Raw genomic sequence first — 16,606 nt, 5'->3', positions numbered from 1 at the left:
TGGACAAGTCAGGTTCACGCCCCTTTCGAGATGCGGTCCCACTGCTTCTGCCATTCGGTGTCGTGCTCGGCCCAGTAGATCGGGTCGGCGAAGGTGAGCGTCTTCATCGTGCCCGTCGGGTCGAAGGCCGGCATCTTGGCGATCTTGTCGGTGAGCTTCACCTTGGTCGGATCGAGGGCGGGCGGATAGTTCTGGCCTTCCGCCACCGCGATCGAGGTCGCCGTGTCGAGCATGAAGTTGAGCAACTCTTCGCATTCCGCCATCGGCGAGCCCTTGAGAACGAGCATGTCCTCCATCCAGGCATAGCTGCCCGGCGGATCGAGATAGCCGATCGGATGGCCCTGTTCCTGCAATGCGGCGACACGGCCTGACCAGGCTTCGGTGACGACGATCTCTTCCTTCGACAGGAGGTCCATGAGCTCGGCGCCCGAGCTCCAGTATTTCTTCGTCATGTCGCGGCCTTCGCGGACTTTCGCCCACACGGCCTCGATGTCCTTGATGTCGTTCGGGCTCTGACCGGACTGCAGCGCGCCATACCAGACACGCGTGTTCTTGTCGCCGAAGCCGCCGATCTTGCCGGCATATTTCTTGTCGATGAGGAGATTGGCGCCTTTCTCCTTGGCTTCCTCCGGCGAGATGACCTTGGTGTTGTAGGCGATGCCGGTGGTGCCGTAGTCGTAAGGCACCGCCGAGAGCTTCGGCGTCATCTTGCGGAACGGCTCGATCATCGCCGCCATGACGTTGACGAGATTGGGGATGTTCGCTTCGTTGAGCTCCGACGTCCAGCCGCCGTCGACATATTTCTTGTAGTACTCGACGCCGGAGGAGTGGATGACCTGGAAGTCGCCCGGATTGGCGGTCTTCACCTTGGTGATGATTTCGTTCTCGTCGCCGAACGTGCCTTGCACCACTTTGAGATTGGTCTTCGCCGTGTAGGGCTGGAAGGCGAATTTATCGATCGCTTCCTGCACCGTGCCGCCCCAACCGTCGAAGCGCACTTCGGAGACTGCCGCGAGCGCAGCGCCGCTCCAGCGCGTCATGACACCGGCCGAGGCCGCGGCCGCCGCGGTGAGCCCCAAGAACGTGCGGCGGTCCATGCCGCCATTCTGGTAGCGCTCTTTCATGCGCTCCAGTCTTTTGGTCTGTGTAAGTTTCATTGTCGTTTCTCCCAGTTGTTATTGTCGATTGCCGGATAGAATGCGCGCGATGGCGCCGCCCAGCAAGGGCAGGCCGACCGTGATGACGATCATCAGCGTGCCGAGCGCGTTGATCTCGGGACTGATCGAGATCTTGAGCATGGCGAGGATCTGCGTCGGCATGGTCTCGACGCCGGGCGGCCGCCAGAACAGGCTCGCCGTGATGTTGTCGAAGGAGATGGTGAAGACGAGCAGCACGGCGGCCACGATGGCCGGCATCAGGAGCGGCAGCGTCACCTCGCGGAAGGTGTTGAAGCGGTTGGCGCCGAGCGACAGCGCGGCTTCCTCGTAGACACGTTTGATGCCGATGAGCCGTGCCTGGACGACGAGAACCACGAAGGGCAGCGCCAGCATGATGTGGCCGAGCACCAGGAGCAGATAGGTGCGCGGCTGGTTCGCCCATTTCATGAGCAGCAGCAAGCCGACGCCGAGAATGGTCTCGGGCACCAGAGCGGGCAGGATGACCAGTGTGTTCATCCACTGCTTGCCGCGGAACTCGTAGCGGGTCAGCGCGATCGCCGCCATGACGCCGATGACGGTGCAGACGGCGGCGGTGAGCAGCGCGATCCAGATCGAGGTCTTGAATGCGCGCAGCACCGACTCGTTCTGGAACAGCTTGCCGTACCATTGCAGGCTGACACCCGTCATCGGGAAGCCGCCGAACATCGAGGCGTTGAAGGAGAGGATGACCGTCACCAGGATCGGCGCGAACATGAAGATATAGACGAGAATGGTGACGATCTTGACGGCGCGCCAGCCCCAGACGCCGCTTGCATCTTCGGCCTGGCGCGGCTGCCTCATCGGCTCAAACCCTTGAAGATGGTGGAAAGGCCCATATAGCGGCTGTAGATCGCCGACACGATGCCGAGCAGGACGAACAGCACGATTGAGAGCGTCGAGCCCATCGGCCAGTTGAGCTGCTCCATGATCGTGTCATAGACCAGATTGCCGAACAGGGCGTCGCGGTTGCCGCCGAGGATCTGCGGCGTCACATAGCTGCCCGCCGCCAGCACGAAGCAGAGCAGGAGCCCGGCGCACAGGCCCGGCAGCGACAGAGGCAGCGTCACTTCGCGGAACGCTTGCGCGCTGGTGCAGCCCAATGTGCGCGCCGCCGAGAGGAGGTCGCGGTCGATGCCCTCGAGGCTCACATAGACATTGAGGATCATATAGGGCAGCAGGAAATGGATCATGCCCATGATCACCGCGCCCTCGGTATAGAGCATCTGGATCGGGCTATCGATGATGCCCAGCGTCTTGAGCGTGACATTGATGGCGCCTTGCTCGCCCAGGATGTGGATCCAGGAGAAGGTGCGGATGGTGAAGGAGATCCAGAACGGCACGATGAGCAGCAGCAGCAGCAGCCATTTGTGCCGGAACGACGTCATCCAGATGAAATAGGCCGGGATGTAGCCCATGACCGCGCAGGCGAGCGCGGTGATGGCCGCGACCCGGGCCGTCTTCCACAGGAAGAGGTGATAGTAGCTGTCGGTGAAGAACTCCTGCCAGTTGGCAAGCGTATAGTTCGCCTTCTCGACGCCGGCGGTCACGAACTCATAGAACGTGTAGATCGCCATGATGGCGATCGGCAGCACCAGCAAGACAGCCAGCAGGATGATAGCGGGCGCAAGCAGATACCAGGCAAACCGCGTCTGCTGCATGATCTGGTTCGTCACTCCTCCCTTTATTCTTTTGGGAGGAGCTTAACCTGATCAATAAGCGCGCGCTACGCAGAAATCGACGGCTTCCAGCAGGGCGGACTTGTGGTCGCTGTCGGGAAAGATCGCCAAAGCGTCGCGCGCGATGTCGCCATAGTGGCGGGCGCGCTCGACCGTGTCGGCGATGGCATTGTGCCGATCGACCAGTTTCTGGGCATAAACGAGGTCGTCGGCCGTCTGATTGCCGTCCTCGAGCGTGCGCTTCCAGAAATTTCGCTCCTCCTGGGAGCCGCGGCGATAGGAGAGCACGACCGGCAAGGTGATCTTGCCTTCCCGGAAATCGTCGCCGACGCTTTTGCCCATCAAGGCCTGCTTGCCCGAGTAATCGAGAGCGTCGTCGACGAGCTGGAAGGCGATGCCGAGATTGCGGCCATAGGATTCGAGCGCCGCCTGCTCACCCTTGGGCCTGGCGGCGACGACCGCGCCCACTTCGGCGGCGGCGGCGAACAGGGCGGCCGTCTTGGCGCCGATCACCTGCATATAGGCATCTTCGGTTGTAGAGGTGTCATGCGAGGCGGAGAGCTGCAGCACCTCGCCCTCGGCGATCACCGCCGCGGCATGGGACAGGATGCGTAGCGATTCGAGTGAGCCGGTCTCGACCATCATCTTGAAGGCCTGGCCCAGCAGATAATCGCCGACCAGCACGCTCGCCTGGTTGCCCCAGATGAGCCGGGCGGTCTTCTTGCCGCGCCGGAGGTCGCTTTCATCGACCACGTCGTCATGCAGCAGGGTCGCCGTATGCATGAATTCGACCGAGGTGGCGAGCTTGATATGGGCGTCCCCCTTGGCCGCGCACATGCGGGCGGTGGCGACGGTCAGCATCGGCCTGATGCGCTTGCCGCCCGAATTGATCAGATGGCCGGCGAGCTCCGGGATCAGTTCGACATGCGAGGCGGCGCGCGCCAGGATGGCCTCGTTCACCTTGACCATGTCGGCACCGGTGAGGGCGATCAGCGGGTCGAGGCTCGGCTGCTTTTGCTCACTGCCTTCGAAGGGAATGACGACACCCACAGATTGAACCTTTTCAGTTATGATACTGAGGGCGACAATAGGGGGCGGGCATACCCCAGAGCAAGCGCGACCGGTTGACGCTTAGATCACGGTCAATTCAGGTCGTAACGACCTGAATTGATAAACGTGATCGAAATCTTAAGTTTAGCGTGTGGTCGGACGGAAAACCGGTGCCCACTTTTCCTGACCACGCGCTAGAATAGAGGAATGGGACGATGAAGGAAGTGCTCAGGACCAACGATCTCGTGCTCCTGTCCTATGCCACTCATATTCTGGCGGAAGCCGGGATCGAGGCCACGGTCTTCGATGCCCATATGAGCGCCGTCGAGGGCTCGATCGGGGCCTTCCCGCGCCGCCTGATGGTCGGGGATGACGACATTATCAAAGCTTTGCGCGAATTGGGTAACGTTGCGATAACCCCGCAGCTGTAGGTTGGCGCGCCATGCAGGAACCCTCGCCCGCCCATGCCTCGTCCCCCGCCTCAAGCGGGGCCATTCCCCCGACCTTGACCGAGGACGGCTTTCTCAATGGCCGCCTGCGCATTCTGCAGCCGGAAAAGGGCTACCGGGCAGGCATCGACGCCGTTTTCCTGGCGGCGAGCGTGCCCTGCGCCCCGGGCGACAAGGTCTTCGAGGCCGGCATGGGGACGGGGGTCGCCGCTCTCTGCCTTGCCCACCGGGTGCCCGGCGTCCAGATTACCGGCGTCGAGGTGGCCGCCCGCTATGCGATGCTGGCCGAGGAAAATGCCCGCCGCAATGAGTGTGGGGCCGGCGTCAAGGTCATCCATGCCGATATCAAGGACGCGCTGCGCCGGGACGTCGCCCATATGCCGGCCGCCGGTTCCTTCGCCCATGCCTTCGCCAACCCGCCTTATTTCGAGGACGGCAGATCGACCCCGTCGCCGGTGGCGCTGAAGGCCGGCGCCCATAATTTTTCGCCTGAGGATCTCGACCTCTGGATCAAGGCCATGCATGCGATGCTCGAGAGCAAGGGCACGGCCACTTTGATCTACCGGGCCGAGGCCTTGAGCAAGGTGCTCAGCCTCTTCGAGGGCCGTTTCGGAGATATCGTCATCGCCCCCTTATTCCCGCGCCATGGCCTCGCCGCGACCCGCATCATCGTCCAGGGCGTCAAAGGCTCGCGCGCCCCGGTCCAGCTGCTGCCGGGTCTCGTGCTGCATGGCGATGACGGAAAGTTCAGCTCTGTCGCCGAGGCGGTGTTGCGTGAAGGCGCCGCCTGGCCGGTGCGCTAGCGCGTGATCAGGAAAAGTGGGCCCCGTCCGACGCGCCAACTAGACTTCCAAAGTCCCGACCAGCCCGCGTAATTTCTCGAGATCGGGCACCTTCAGGGCCCGGCCTTCCTTTTCGATGAAGCCTTGCGCTTCGAGCCAGGCGAACTCACGCGTCACCGCTTCGCGATGCGTGCTGATGCGGCTGGCGAACTCGGCATGGGTGGGGGCGGGCGAGAGACGCGCCTGGCCCTTGCCCTTGGCGGCAGCCTCCGCCATCCGCAGCAATTCCGACCACAGCCGCTGCCGCACCGCCATGGTGCTGAACTCGAAGACGCGTTGGGTGAGGACGCGCACCTGGCCGGTCAGATGCTTCGCCACCGCCATGGTAAATTCCGGGTGATTGGCGACCGCGGCGAGGAATTGCGGCCGCCGCATCACCGCGGCGACGCAGGTTTCCATGGCTTCGACACTGGCCGAGCGCGGATGGCCGTCGATCGCCGAGAGCTCACCGAAGATCGTCCCGGCGGCGATGTCGCGGAAGCCGACACGCTGCCCGTCCGCCGAATAGATGCTGACCCGCGCCTGGCCCTCCAGCAGGAAGAGGACGTCGAAAGTCTCGTCATTATGGCCGATAATCAGCTCTTGCGCGGTATATTCGCGGAGCGCGCATTGCTGCGCCAGCTCGGCGAAAGCGGCATCGCCGAGCGACTTGAAATAGGCGATCGTCCGCAATGCATCCTTCGAGTGCTTTACCATGTCGGCATTTTCCCCTCTCCCGAAATAATGGAAGCTCCGCCGTATTTGGTCAACGGACGCTTCGCGCAATCGACGCCGCCTGACAATAATGTTAGGAGGGCGACGGGGGAGAGAAAAAACAAGGGGTTCGCATGGCCCAGGGATGGCGGCAGTTTCTCGTTCTGGAACCTGTGCAGGCCGAGGAACACGAGCCGACATCGCGTGCGGGCAAGCATCCGGGCCTGACTTGGCACGACCATCTCGTCATGCTGCTGCATGTCGCCGCCGAGATCGAGCACGGTCTCATGGTCCAGTATCTCTATGCCGCCTATTCGCTGGGCGGTCCCGACGCCGCCACCCCTGAGCGTCAATCCCTCATCAAGCACTGGCAGACGAGCCTGATCAAAATAGCCAAGGAGGAGATGGGCCATCTCCTCACCGTCCAGAACATCCTGTGTCTCTTGGGTGCGCCGGCGCATTTCGGACGCGAGGACTATCCCTGGACCGTTCCCTATTATCCTTACCCCTTCCGGCTCGAGAAGCTCACCCGCTCGTCGCTCGCCTGCTACGTCCATGCCGAGATGCCGCCGTCCATCACCGCGATGCTGAAGAAATATCCCGAGCTTTCCCAGCGCTTCGCGCACTTCGTCGCGACGGACAAGGCCGAGATCGACCGCCTGATCAAGGAGCGCGCGCCAGGCTCGGTGCATACCGTTGCCGCCATATATGACGACATCATCGGCATCATCGGCAACGAGAAGCTGATCCCTGATCAGGCTTTCGATGAAGAGAGTTATGTCTACCAGGCTTCCTGGGACGATTGGGGAAGGAGCTATGGGCCCGAGGCGCGCCTCCTCGATGCGAGCGGATCGTCAAAGGAGGATCCGCATCGCCAGCGCGAGGCGAATGTCATCATCATGCGCGCTGCCACGCGCACCGACGCGCTTGCGGCGCTGAAGGCGATCGGCAGCCAGGGCGAGGCCATTCACCTGGCACCGGGGCGCGTCGACGAGCTCTCGCATTTCGAACGCTTCCTCAAGATCTTCCAGCAATTTCCCGAGGACTGGGTGCCGACGCGCGACATTCCGGACAATCCGACAACCCGGAAGTACAACAAGGATGACGCCGTCTATATCGACAACAACCATGCGCGCGACTGGGCGACGCTGTTCAATTACCGCTACCGGCTGCTTCTCACCTGCCTCACTCATTCCTTTCGTCTGGCGCGCAGTGCGAAGGCGGGCGAGCCCAATCTGCGCGGCATGGTCATGCACCGGGTTTTCGGCGAGATGTACAACATCAAGACGATCTCCGGCATTCTCGTCGGGCTCGACCTGCATGAGAGCGGCACCGATGCTTCGGGCGCCAAATTCGCCGGCCCGCCCTTCGAGATGCCTTACTCGCTGATGCTGCCCGAGAGCGAATCCGATGCCTGGCGGCTGCATCGGGAGTTTCTCCAGGGTTCGATCGAGGTGATGGAGCTTCTGCTGGAGACGGCGGCCGGCACGGGGCGCGACTATCTCCTCGCCTTGAAGGCGCTCGACCACAAGGCCATCGCCTCGATCGACGCAGTGATCGACGGCCAGGGGAGTAAGCGCACGTGAAGACAACGATAAAAGAGCTTCGCATCCTGCCGCCTTTCGCCATCGGCAGGCTCGGTTCGGCGCCCGATCCGCTCGACAATTACACCATCGAGGCGGACGCGACGGCGCCCCTGGACTTCCGCACCATCAAGCCAGTCAAGACGCTGACCGTCGACGACGTGACGGGCGAGATCTCCGGCAGCCATACGCCCGCCGAGATGCAGTTCAAGCAGGATGGCCGGATACGCCCGGTGGCGCCGTTCCTTGAGGTCTTCGCACTGACCGACGACGACAGGCTGGTGCCGGTGACGCTGGACATGCTGGCAGGCGCTGAACTCGCCTGGCGCGTCAGCGTCGCCAACCGTAAGGTCGTCCGGCGCACCCGCGACGAGAACGATCTCGTCGCCGCCCACACCGGCTGGTTCTCCGATCACGCGCCGCAGCCGCTCAAAGGTTTTTGCCGGAACTTCATCTCGGATGACGTTTTTGTCGATTTCGGCAGTGCGCGCTTCATCAGGCCCAATCAGCGCTATCCACAGATCCGCCTGCGCTTCACGCCGGCCAAGGGGCTCATTTACGGGACACATGCGCCCGACGGCAAAGATCGCGTCATCCCGCCCGAGCGCGCGATCTATGATCGCGGCAAGGGCAACTGGTATCATTTTAAGTCCGATGGCAAGGATGAGACCATTCCCCCATCGCTCTTCGCCATCGAACCGCCGGCGCCGTCCTGGCTCAATGACAACATCGCCATCAGCCGCGGCTATTTCGACGATGCCTGCGACGGCTTCGTCGAGGTGAGGCTGACGCTGCCGGGCGGCAAGGTACTCACCGCCATGGCGCGGGTCTGCGCGTCGCCGCCCGCCGTGGTGCCGGATTCGCTCTTCGTGCGCAGCCTCGCGGACGATCTCGAGCAGGTCATCCACGGCCCGACGGTGGCGAATGACGAGCCGCCGGAAGTCACCCAGGCACGGGCCGAGGATATCGTGCGCCGCGCCTTCGAGACGGTGCGCTTCCTCAATGTCGCGGTGCTGAACGGCAATGACTACAAAGGCCGCTCGGCGCTGTCGCTCGATTCCATGCCCGAGGAGGAGGCCGCCGATACCGAGCGTGCCATCCGTCCGGTGATCACGCCGGAAGGGGCCGACACGCTGGCCATTCTCACCTTGCATCAGCAGGTTTTCGCCGCATTGCGCGGCGGCGCGGCGCCGTGGTTCTTGCGGTTGCTGCGCAAGCCGGAAGAGGTCTCCGATTTCACCGATCGGGGCCGCCGCAAGATGCCGGCTTTGATGTGCGGCGCCGACAACAGCTATCTGGCTCTCACCTATCGCCAGATCGATACCATCCGCAAAGTGGCCGAGGGCATGCTTGGCGTTACCGCGGCAGCGCCGAAGACGCCCGCCCTCACGCCGCGCAATCTCACCGCCCAGCTCCATTATGAAGCGGCGGGCAATCCGGTGAGCTCGCGCCCGGTGACGTCGGTCGCCAATTGCTGTCCAGGCCTCGAGGTGGATTTCCGCGCCATCTGGCGGCGCATGTTTGAAGGCCTGGAGCTGCGCGAATATGACAATCTCATCGTCAATGCCGACCCGGCCTTCGCGCAATTGAAGGGCCATCGACTGCTGCGCATCAATCTGCCGGACGGCCAGCCGCCGATCGAGCCTATGAACTACATCAAGGGGCCGGCGGCGTCCGATCCCGACGGCCACATCATCCTGACGACGGATGAGAATCCCTATGGCCTCGCCCCGCTCGAATGGTCGAACGCGCTGGCGCGCCTCCTCGACGGTTTTCAGGGCCGGGAAGTCGACTGTGACATCTCGCGCGCTGAGGAAGATGCGCAAGTGCCGCGTCTCGACGGCGATGACAGGAATTACGAGACTCATCGCTTCAAGGTCCGCCATTTCTTCGTGCCCGACACGGCGGTCATCTCCGCGGCCCTGGCCGAGGCGGGCGAACTCACTCAAGGCCTGTGCTCGCCCTGGCAGAATGATTACCGCGAATGCTCCTGCTATTACTGGGCCTCGGCGCGGCCCGATTATGTGAATGTCGAGCCCGGTCCCAAGGGCCTCAGTCTAGGCGACAACTGGCTGCAGAAGACGCGCACCGGCCAGTATGTGCCCGATGACTATGTCGATTCCCGCCTCGTCTTCTACGACGACCTGTTCACTGAGTGGGAAACATGGCTGCGCTTCCAGGTGAAGGGCCGCGACGCACCGGGCGAGGAACCATCGTGAGCAGTCTCGCCCGCCAATATATTAAGGCCTCGGGCCCGCGCCTGCCGGCGGCGCATCTCATCGCGACGCAAGCCGGGCGGCATCTCTTCGTCGCCGACGGCAGCCGGCTGTTCGATATCGATGCCGATCTCTTTGCCGAATTTGAAGCGGCCTTGACCGGGCATGATGCCCGCAAGGTTGCAAGCCTGCTCGCGTTGGCGGGACTCGACGGCGCCCCGCTGATCGACGACGTGCCGCTGGCGCCGCCACCGATCCATGCGCTGTCTCTCGCGGTGGCGCAGAAATGCAATCTCGGCTGTACCTATTGTTATGCCGAGCAGGGCGGCTTCGGTGGAGCGCCGAAGAACATGCCGCAGGAGACGGCGCTTCAGGCGGTCGAGCAGCTCATCGGCCATGCGGCACCGGGGGCGAAGCTCAATCTCTCCTTTCTCGGTGGCGAGCCGCTGGTCAACCGGCCGGTGCTCCAGGCGACGACCCGCCATGCCGCCGATCTCGCGCGCCGCAAGGGGACGCCGATCACCTTCTCGATCACCACCAACGGCACGCTGGTCAGCGAAGCCGATGCGGACTTCTTCGAGGAGCATGGTTTCGCGGTGACGATCAGCCTCGACGGCGTCGGCGCGGCGCATGATGCCCAGCGGCCATACCGCGACGGGCGAGGAAGTTTCGACCGCATCATGCGCCGGATCGAACCGCTTCTCGCCCGCCAGCGCCGCATGCAGGTCTCGGCGCGTGTCACCGTCACGCCGCGCAATCTCGATCTGCGCCCGACGCTCGACGCCTTCATCGCCGCGGGCTTTCACAGTGTCGGCTTCTCGCCGATGCTCGCTTCGCCCTCGGGCCAAGGCGAGATGCAGGCCGAGGATCTGGCACTCATGCTCGAGCAGATGATCGGCTGCGGCCGCGAATTCGAGCGCCGCACGTTGGCGCATGAGCGCTACCCCTTCGCCAACATGCTGAATGCGATGCGCGAGATCGGACGCGGCACGCATCGGCCTTATCCCTGCGGCGCCGGCGCCGGCTATCTCGGCGTCTCGGCTTCGGGCGACCTCGCGGCCTGCCACCGCTTCGTCGATGATGCGGACGGCGCCATGGGCTCGCTCGAGCAAGGGCTGGACGTCGCACGCCAGGCGGCGTGGCTCGCCGACCGCCATGTGCACCGCCAGGAGCCCTGCAACGGATGCTGGGCGCGCTATCTTTGCGGCGGGGGCTGCCATCATGAGGTGACGAAGCGCGGCCGCCCGGCCTGCGACTATATCAGGGGTTGGCTGCATTACTGTCTGGAAGCCTATCTGCGTCTCGGCCAAGCCGCCCAACAGCCATTGGCGGGCTAGAGCCATGGCCAGGGTTTGCGTCATGGGCGGCGGTCCGGCGGGGAGCATCTTCGCCATCCGCATGGCCGAGCTCGGCCATCAGGTGGACGTCATCGAAGCCGCCGCCTTCCCGCGCCCGCATCTGGGGGAATCCCTGAGTCGCGGGGTTCAGGTGCTGCTGCAGAGCGTCAGCGCCGCCGGCGCGCTCGATGGTGCCTTACCGGTACGCAAAGTCGAGGTCGCCTGGGACGGCCCGGCGCTGATCCGCAATGATGAGCGCGAAGCGGGATTGCTGGTCGATCGCGGTTATTTCGACGGCGCGCTGCTCGATCGGGCGCGCCGGCTTGGGGTTCGTGTTCATCAGTCGGCCAGGATTGTCGATCGGAAGCAAACCGAGAACGGCTGGCGTCTCGCCGTCGCCGCGGCAGCGGGAAAGGAAATTCTCCAGGTTGATTTCCTCGCCGATGCCCGCGGCCGCGCCGGCGCCGCTGCCTGGCGCAGAGACACGACCGGGCCTGCCACCTTGGCCCTTCATGCCTATTGGAAAGGCGCCGCGCTGCCCGCCCATCCGGTGATCCGGGCCGGCGATGCGGCCTGGTATTGGGCTGTGCCGCTTCCCGACGGTACCTGCCATCTGCAGGTCTTCGTCGATGCCAAAGAGTTCGGCGCCCTTCCGAAGGCCACGCTGGAGGCGCGCTATCTGGAGCTTCTCGGTCCTTCGGGCTTCAAGACCGGCGCATGTCAAAGCCCGGTCCAGGCGACCGATGCGACGCCCTCTGTTGCTCTCAATGCGGCGACGCCCTCCAGCATCGCGCTCGGTGAAACGGCTCTGGCGCTTGATCCCTTGTCGTCGTCGGGTGTGCAGAAGGCGATCCAGACGGCACTCGCCGGCGCCATCGTCGCCAATACGCTCGTGAAGTCCAGGGCCTCGGCCGCCGCGGCCATGGCCTTCTATGCGACGACTCTTGGCGAGGCCTCGGCCCGTCATCGCAAGTGGGCCATGAGCTACTATGCCGAGGCCGCACGCGCGCGGCCGGATGTCTTCTGGCGACGGCGCGCCGGGCCCACCGCCGACGAGGCGTCCCGCCGGCCGGTGGTCGCGGCCGATGCGGCAAGTGTCGCGTCGCATCGCGTCGAGCTGTCGCGCGATCTCGTCATCGAAGACCTGCCCTGCATCGACGGTGAGTTCGTGACGCTCAAAAAGGCGCTGCGCCATCCCGGGCTGGCGGCGCCCGTCGCCTATCTCGGCAATCAGCCGCTGGCCCCGCTCCTGAGCGAGCTCAATTCGAGTGCGACGCTGGTCGAGATCGCGCAGGGCTGGTCGCATCGCATGCCGTTCAAATCCGCTTTGTCGATCGCCATCTGGCTGCGCAACAACGGCGTCCTGGTCGAGGCCCGGCCATGACCGTGCTCACCCGATGGCTCGAGGCGCATGGCTTCGCCGAGCATGCCCAGCTCTTCGTCGAGAACGATGTCGACTTCCCCACTTTGCTGCTTCTCACCGACGACGATCTGAAGGAGCTCGGCCTGTCCTTCGGCGCCCGCAGGCGTCTGCTGAACGCGCTCGCCGCGGCCAAGGTGCAGAAGCCCGAGCCGGACACGCGGGCTGAGGAGCGGCGCCAGCTCACCGTGATGTTCTGCGACATGGTGGGCTTCACCGCGCTCGCCCAGCGCGTCGATCCCGAGGTTCTGAAGGACATCGTGCGCGGCTATGAGGATGCCTGCGCCGCCTGCATCGCCCGCTACGAGGGCTATCTGTTCCAGCGCCTGGGCGACGGCATCGTCGCCTTCTTCGGCTTTCCGCTCGCCCATGAGCGCGAGGCCGAGCGCGCCATCCGTGCCGGGCTCGACATCATCGACGCCATGGGGCGCTTCAATGCGCCCGAGGGGGCGAAGCTCGAGGTCCGCATCGGCATCGCCACCGGCATCGTCGTCGTTTCCGCCGATGGCCGCACCGCCGTCAGCGAGACGATGAATCTCGCGGCGCGTCTGCAAAGCGCGGCTGAGCCCGGCGCTATCGTGGTGAGTTCCAAGGTGCGCAAGCTCGCCGGTGATGTCTTCGACTACGAGGATATGGGCGCGCACAGCCTCAAGGGCATCACGCTGCCCGTACATCTCCACCATGTGCTGGGCCTTGCCGCCGCCGAGAGCCGCCAAGGCAACGACAAGCCGCTCATCGGGCGCGGTGCCGAGATGGAGACGCTGCTCGACAAATGGCGGCGCGTCCACGATGCGGGCAAGGGCTTCACCGTCAATGTCTGCGGCGAGCCGGGCATCGGCAAGAGCCACATCGCCGATGCGCTCTGCGCCAGCCTCGAGCATGAGCACGCACAGATCTGGCGCTTCCAATGCTCGCCCTTCCATCTCAACAGCGCCTTCTACCCGATAAGGACGCATCTCGACGAGGTACTGCAGATCGGCGACGACAGCCCGGCCGATATGCGGCTCGACAAGTTGGAGGCGCTGATCGTCGGGCGCTATGGCCTGCCGCTTTCCGATGTGCGTTTCATCGCCAACATGATGTCGATCCCGTGCGAGGAGCGCTATGGTCCTCTCGACATATCGCCGAGGCTTGCCAAGCAGGAAACCGTCCGCGTGATGGAGGACATGGTGGCGGCCGCCTCGCGTTTGCGTCACACGCTGCTGCTGTTCGAGGACATGCATTGGGCCGATCCGACGACGCTCGAGACCCTGGAGCGGCTGATCGGCAAGCTCGCCGGCATTCCCTTGCTGATCGTCGCCACCTATCGGCCGGAATTCGAGCCGCACTGGTCGAGCCATGTCAATGTCGCTCTGCTCAACCTCGCCAAGCTCACCGGCCAGCAATGCGGCGAGATGATCTCGCGCATCGCCGAGGGCAAATCGCTGCCGGCGGAGATCGTCGAGCAGATCATCGCCAAGACCGACGGCGTGCCGCTCTTCGTAGAGGAGCTGACGCGCACGATCCTCGAATCGGGCGGGCTCGCCGAAGCCGGCGGGCGCTATGTCTATGCCGGCACAACGCCGGGCTTCGCCATCCCCGAGACTTTGCGCGATTCGCTCGCGGCGCGTCTCGACCGCCTCGCCAAGGCCAAGGCCGTCGCCCAGATCGGCTCCGTCGTCGGGCGCACCTTCAGCCACGAGATCATCCAGGCCTTGCATCACATGGACGAGCGGGCTCTCGCCGAGGGCCTGGCGGAACTGACCGCATCGGGCCTCGCGGTGAGCTCAGGCGTGGCGCCGGGGCCCGTCTCCTACACATTCAAGCACGCTTTGATCCGCGATGTGGCTTATGACTCGCTGCTGCGCAGCCAGCGCAAGCCCTTGCATGCGCGGATCGCTCAGGTGCTGGAGGAGCGTCATCCCGAGACGCGCATCCGCGAGCCGGAACTGCTCGCCCATCATTATACGGCAGCCGACGATCAGGCGGCCGCGGCGCCGCTCTGGCTCAAGGCGGGCGAGGTGGCGATGCAGCGCTTCGCGGTGCCCGAGGCCGTCAGCCATTTGCGCAAGGGCATAAACCTGCTCGAGACCGCATCGCCGGGGCCTGAGCGCGATCTCCTGGAACTGCGTTTCCGCGCGTCGCTAGGGCCGGCCCTCGTCGCCGGGCGCGGCTGGGGTCATCCGGAATTGAGCGCGGCGCTGGAGCCCGCCTGGTCGCTGGCGCATCGGCTCCAGCATCGGCAGGGTTATCTGCCGATCCTGAATGCGCTCTGGGTGCATTACATGTGTGTCGACCGTCTCGACGTGTCGCTGCGCTGGGCTGAGAAGCTTCTGGAGGTCGGCGCCGAGACCGGTGACGACAATCTGGTCATCGTCGGCCACCGCGCCGTTTCAGGCTCCGCTTTCTGGCAGGGCCGCTTCGACGTGGCCAAGGCACATGGCGACAAGCTGCTCGCAATGTATGACGCCGGGCGGCATTGGCATGTGGCGCAGCTCACCAACACAGATCCTCTCACCGGTGAAGGAATCTACCGCGCCCAATATCTGTGGATCATCGGCTATCCGGATCAGGCGGTGGCGGCGAGCAACGACAGGGACGATCATGCGCGCCGCCGCAATCATCCCTTCGATCTCGCTTTCTCGCTGACGCTGGGCGCCCAGGCCTTCGATTTCCTGTGCGAGCCCGACGAATTGATGCGCCGCGCCGAGGAGGCCGACAGCGTCGGCCGCCGCTTCGGCGTCTCGCTCTTTTTCGAGGTGATGGCGGAAGTGAGCCGTGGCATCGCCTGGCTCAGAGCCGGGCGTCATGCCGACGCCGCCATACGCCTCGACCGCGCCATCACCCGCCTCGCCGCCACCGGCCATCGCATCTGGATCGGTTATTTATGTGCTCTCCAGGCCGAGGCGCTGGCGCTCAGCGGTGATATCCAGGCCGCCGAAAAGCTGCTCGATGTGAGCATCGCCAGGATTTTGGCGGGCGAGGAGCGCTGTCATCTGGCCGAGGTGCTGCGCCTTAAAGGCTGGCTGCTGATCGAGCAGGCAAGGCCGGACGAGGCCGAAGAGCAACTGCGCGCCGCGCTCGCCGTCGCGCGTGCGCAAGGGGCCAGGTCATGGGAATTGCGCATAGCGACGACGTTGGCCCGGCTTCTCGCCGACAGGGGCGATCATGCCCAGGCCTTCGATTTGCTGTCGGCGGTCCATGGCTGGTTCACCGAAGGCTTCGCGACCCGCGATCTGAAGGACGCCAAGGCTTTTCTCGACGAGCTTCGGTCCCATTTGCGCAACAGAGGAGTGAAATATGCAGGGTGAAAAGCACAAGGCCGATGAAGCGGCGATCCGTCGGCTGGATGAGGAATGGGGCAAGGCCGCGTCGGCCAAGAAGCTCGACGCCGTGGTCGGCTTCTACGCCCATGACGGTTCATTGGTGTGGCCGGGCGAACCGGCGGTGCATGGCACCGCGCATATCCGCGCCAGCTGGAAGAAGATGATGGACACCATTCCCGGCCTCAATCTCCGCTTCACGCCCGAGCGCATCGTGATCTCCGACGACGGCTCGCTCGCATCCGATTTCGGCAAAGTCGAGTTCGGTCACGAGGTCGATGGCAAGCCGGTCATGGAAATCGCCAAATATGTCGTGGTCTGGCGCAAGGAGAAGGGCGGCTGGAAAGTCCTCTATGACAGCTACAACATGAACACCGAGGCGTGACCAGGAAATAGAGGCAGGGCTGCCCGGAGAGGGCATTACCGGACAGCCCTGCACGGGCCGAGTTCGAGATGGCCTAGAACTCGCCGCGTTCGGTCGGCTTGGACATGGACAGCGAATCCATGGCGATCAGATGCGGGTTGCAGATGGCGATGGATTTCGGTGGTTTGCCGGCCTTATGGATGGTCACGCCGACGTCATCCAGGAGCTCGGGGCCGAGTGCTGTCAGCGCTTCGATATTGGCGCGCTCGATTTGCTGCGCCCGCCAGGTCTTGAATCCGGCGCCCAGCCACGTGGTGAATCTGCTGAGCAGAGAAAGCTGGGGTGGACGGGCAATGGCGCGATGCTCGACATGCGTGCTCATGGGTCTCTTTCCTTTGTTGCCCCGGTTCTCGAATGGCCGGCTTGGAAATTGATGGGATGATTTAACGGCGAAGCGCCGCCGCCGTCTGTGTGGAAA

General features: G+C 64.1%; 14 protein-coding genes. 8 read left to right on the top strand and 6 right to left on the bottom strand.

Annotated features, from left to right (window positions below):
* Nucleotides 1-14: 14 nt before the first annotated feature.
* Genes JHL16_RS28745 through JHL16_RS28730 form a run of 4 tightly spaced genes read right to left on the bottom strand, consistent with a single transcriptional unit; the run spans nt 15 to nt 3,922 of the window.
* Complete coding sequence (locus JHL16_RS28745; RefSeq protein WP_200188319.1) at nt 15-1,157, bottom strand: extracellular solute-binding protein; 1,143 nt, start codon at nt 1,155-1,157, stop codon at nt 15-17.
* Nucleotides 1,158-1,175: 18 nt separating this feature from the next.
* Entirely contained in the window at nt 1,176-1,997 is an 822-nt protein-coding gene (locus JHL16_RS28740; protein ID WP_200188318.1) for an ABC transporter permease, read from the bottom strand.
* Entirely contained in the window at nt 1,994-2,854 is an 861-nt protein-coding gene (locus JHL16_RS28735) for an ABC transporter permease (protein ID WP_137854042.1), read from the bottom strand. Before JHL16_RS28735 ends, JHL16_RS28740 begins: the two co-directional genes overlap by 4 nt.
* Nucleotides 2,855-2,905: 51 nt before the next feature.
* Nucleotides 2,906-3,922, bottom strand: a complete 1,017-nt coding sequence (locus JHL16_RS28730) for a polyprenyl synthetase family protein (protein ID WP_200188317.1) — start codon at nt 3,920-3,922, stop codon at nt 2,906-2,908.
* Between the two features lie 215 nt (nt 3,923-4,137).
* On the opposite strand from JHL16_RS28730, the gene JHL16_RS28725 reads away from it, so the two are divergent.
* The gene (locus JHL16_RS28725) at nt 4,138-4,353 is read left to right on the top strand and encodes a putative signal transducing protein (RefSeq protein WP_200188316.1); all 216 of its coding nucleotides are present in this window, start codon (nt 4,138-4,140) and stop codon (nt 4,351-4,353) included.
* A gap of 11 nt (nt 4,354-4,364) precedes the next feature.
* Nucleotides 4,365-5,174 carry a tRNA1(Val) (adenine(37)-N6)-methyltransferase gene (locus JHL16_RS28720; RefSeq protein ID WP_200188315.1) on the top strand — a complete coding sequence of 270 codons (810 nt, stop codon included), beginning with the start codon at nt 4,365-4,367 and terminating at the stop codon, nt 5,172-5,174.
* Nucleotides 5,175-5,213: 39 nt separating this feature from the next.
* Here JHL16_RS28720 and JHL16_RS28715 read toward each other — a convergent pair whose 3' ends face one another.
* Nucleotides 5,214-5,909, bottom strand: coding sequence for a Crp/Fnr family transcriptional regulator (locus JHL16_RS28715; RefSeq protein ID WP_200188314.1), 696 nt, complete (start codon nt 5,907-5,909; stop codon nt 5,214-5,216).
* A gap of 131 nt (nt 5,910-6,040) precedes the next feature.
* Between JHL16_RS28715 and JHL16_RS28710 the strand changes: the two genes are divergently transcribed.
* From JHL16_RS28710 to JHL16_RS28685, 6 genes are read left to right on the top strand one after another with little or no spacing between them, the layout of a single operon-like run.
* Nucleotides 6,041-7,492, top strand: coding sequence for a ferritin-like domain-containing protein (locus JHL16_RS28710; protein WP_200188313.1), 1,452 nt, complete (start codon nt 6,041-6,043; stop codon nt 7,490-7,492).
* A complete protein-coding gene (locus JHL16_RS28705; RefSeq protein ID WP_200188312.1) occupies nt 7,489-9,708 on the top strand; it encodes a hypothetical protein in 2,220 nt (739 codons plus the stop codon). Before JHL16_RS28710 ends, JHL16_RS28705 begins: the two co-directional genes overlap by 4 nt.
* Nucleotides 9,705-11,042 (top strand): radical SAM/SPASM domain-containing protein, encoded by a 1,338-nt coding sequence (locus JHL16_RS28700; RefSeq protein WP_200188311.1) that lies wholly within the window; start codon nt 9,705-9,707, stop codon nt 11,040-11,042. The genes JHL16_RS28705 and JHL16_RS28700 overlap by 4 nt, the downstream gene beginning before the upstream one ends.
* Before the next feature lie 4 nt (nt 11,043-11,046).
* On the top strand, nt 11,047-12,426 hold the full coding sequence (gene qhpG, locus JHL16_RS28695) for a flavin-dependent monooxygenase QhpG (protein ID WP_200188310.1): 1,380 nt from the start codon (nt 11,047-11,049) through the stop codon (nt 12,424-12,426).
* Nucleotides 12,423-15,752 (top strand): adenylate/guanylate cyclase domain-containing protein, encoded by a 3,330-nt coding sequence (locus tag JHL16_RS28690; protein WP_200188309.1) that lies wholly within the window; start codon nt 12,423-12,425, stop codon nt 15,750-15,752. The genes qhpG and JHL16_RS28690 overlap by 4 nt, the downstream gene beginning before the upstream one ends.
* Entirely contained in the window at nt 15,742-16,149 is a 408-nt protein-coding gene (locus JHL16_RS28685) for a YybH family protein (RefSeq protein ID WP_200188308.1), read from the top strand. The genes JHL16_RS28690 and JHL16_RS28685 overlap by 11 nt, the downstream gene beginning before the upstream one ends.
* A gap of 73 nt (nt 16,150-16,222) precedes the next feature.
* Here JHL16_RS28685 and JHL16_RS28680 read toward each other — a convergent pair whose 3' ends face one another.
* Complete coding sequence (locus JHL16_RS28680; protein WP_200188307.1) at nt 16,223-16,510, bottom strand: hypothetical protein; 288 nt, start codon at nt 16,508-16,510, stop codon at nt 16,223-16,225.
* Nucleotides 16,511-16,606: the final 96 nt, after the last annotated feature.

This window comes from Taklimakanibacter albus (assembly GCF_016595235.1).
Taxonomy (GTDB): domain Bacteria; phylum Pseudomonadota; class Alphaproteobacteria; order Rhizobiales; family Aestuariivirgaceae; genus Taklimakanibacter; species Taklimakanibacter albus.
This window is presented reverse-complemented; position numbering and strand designations above follow the sequence as displayed.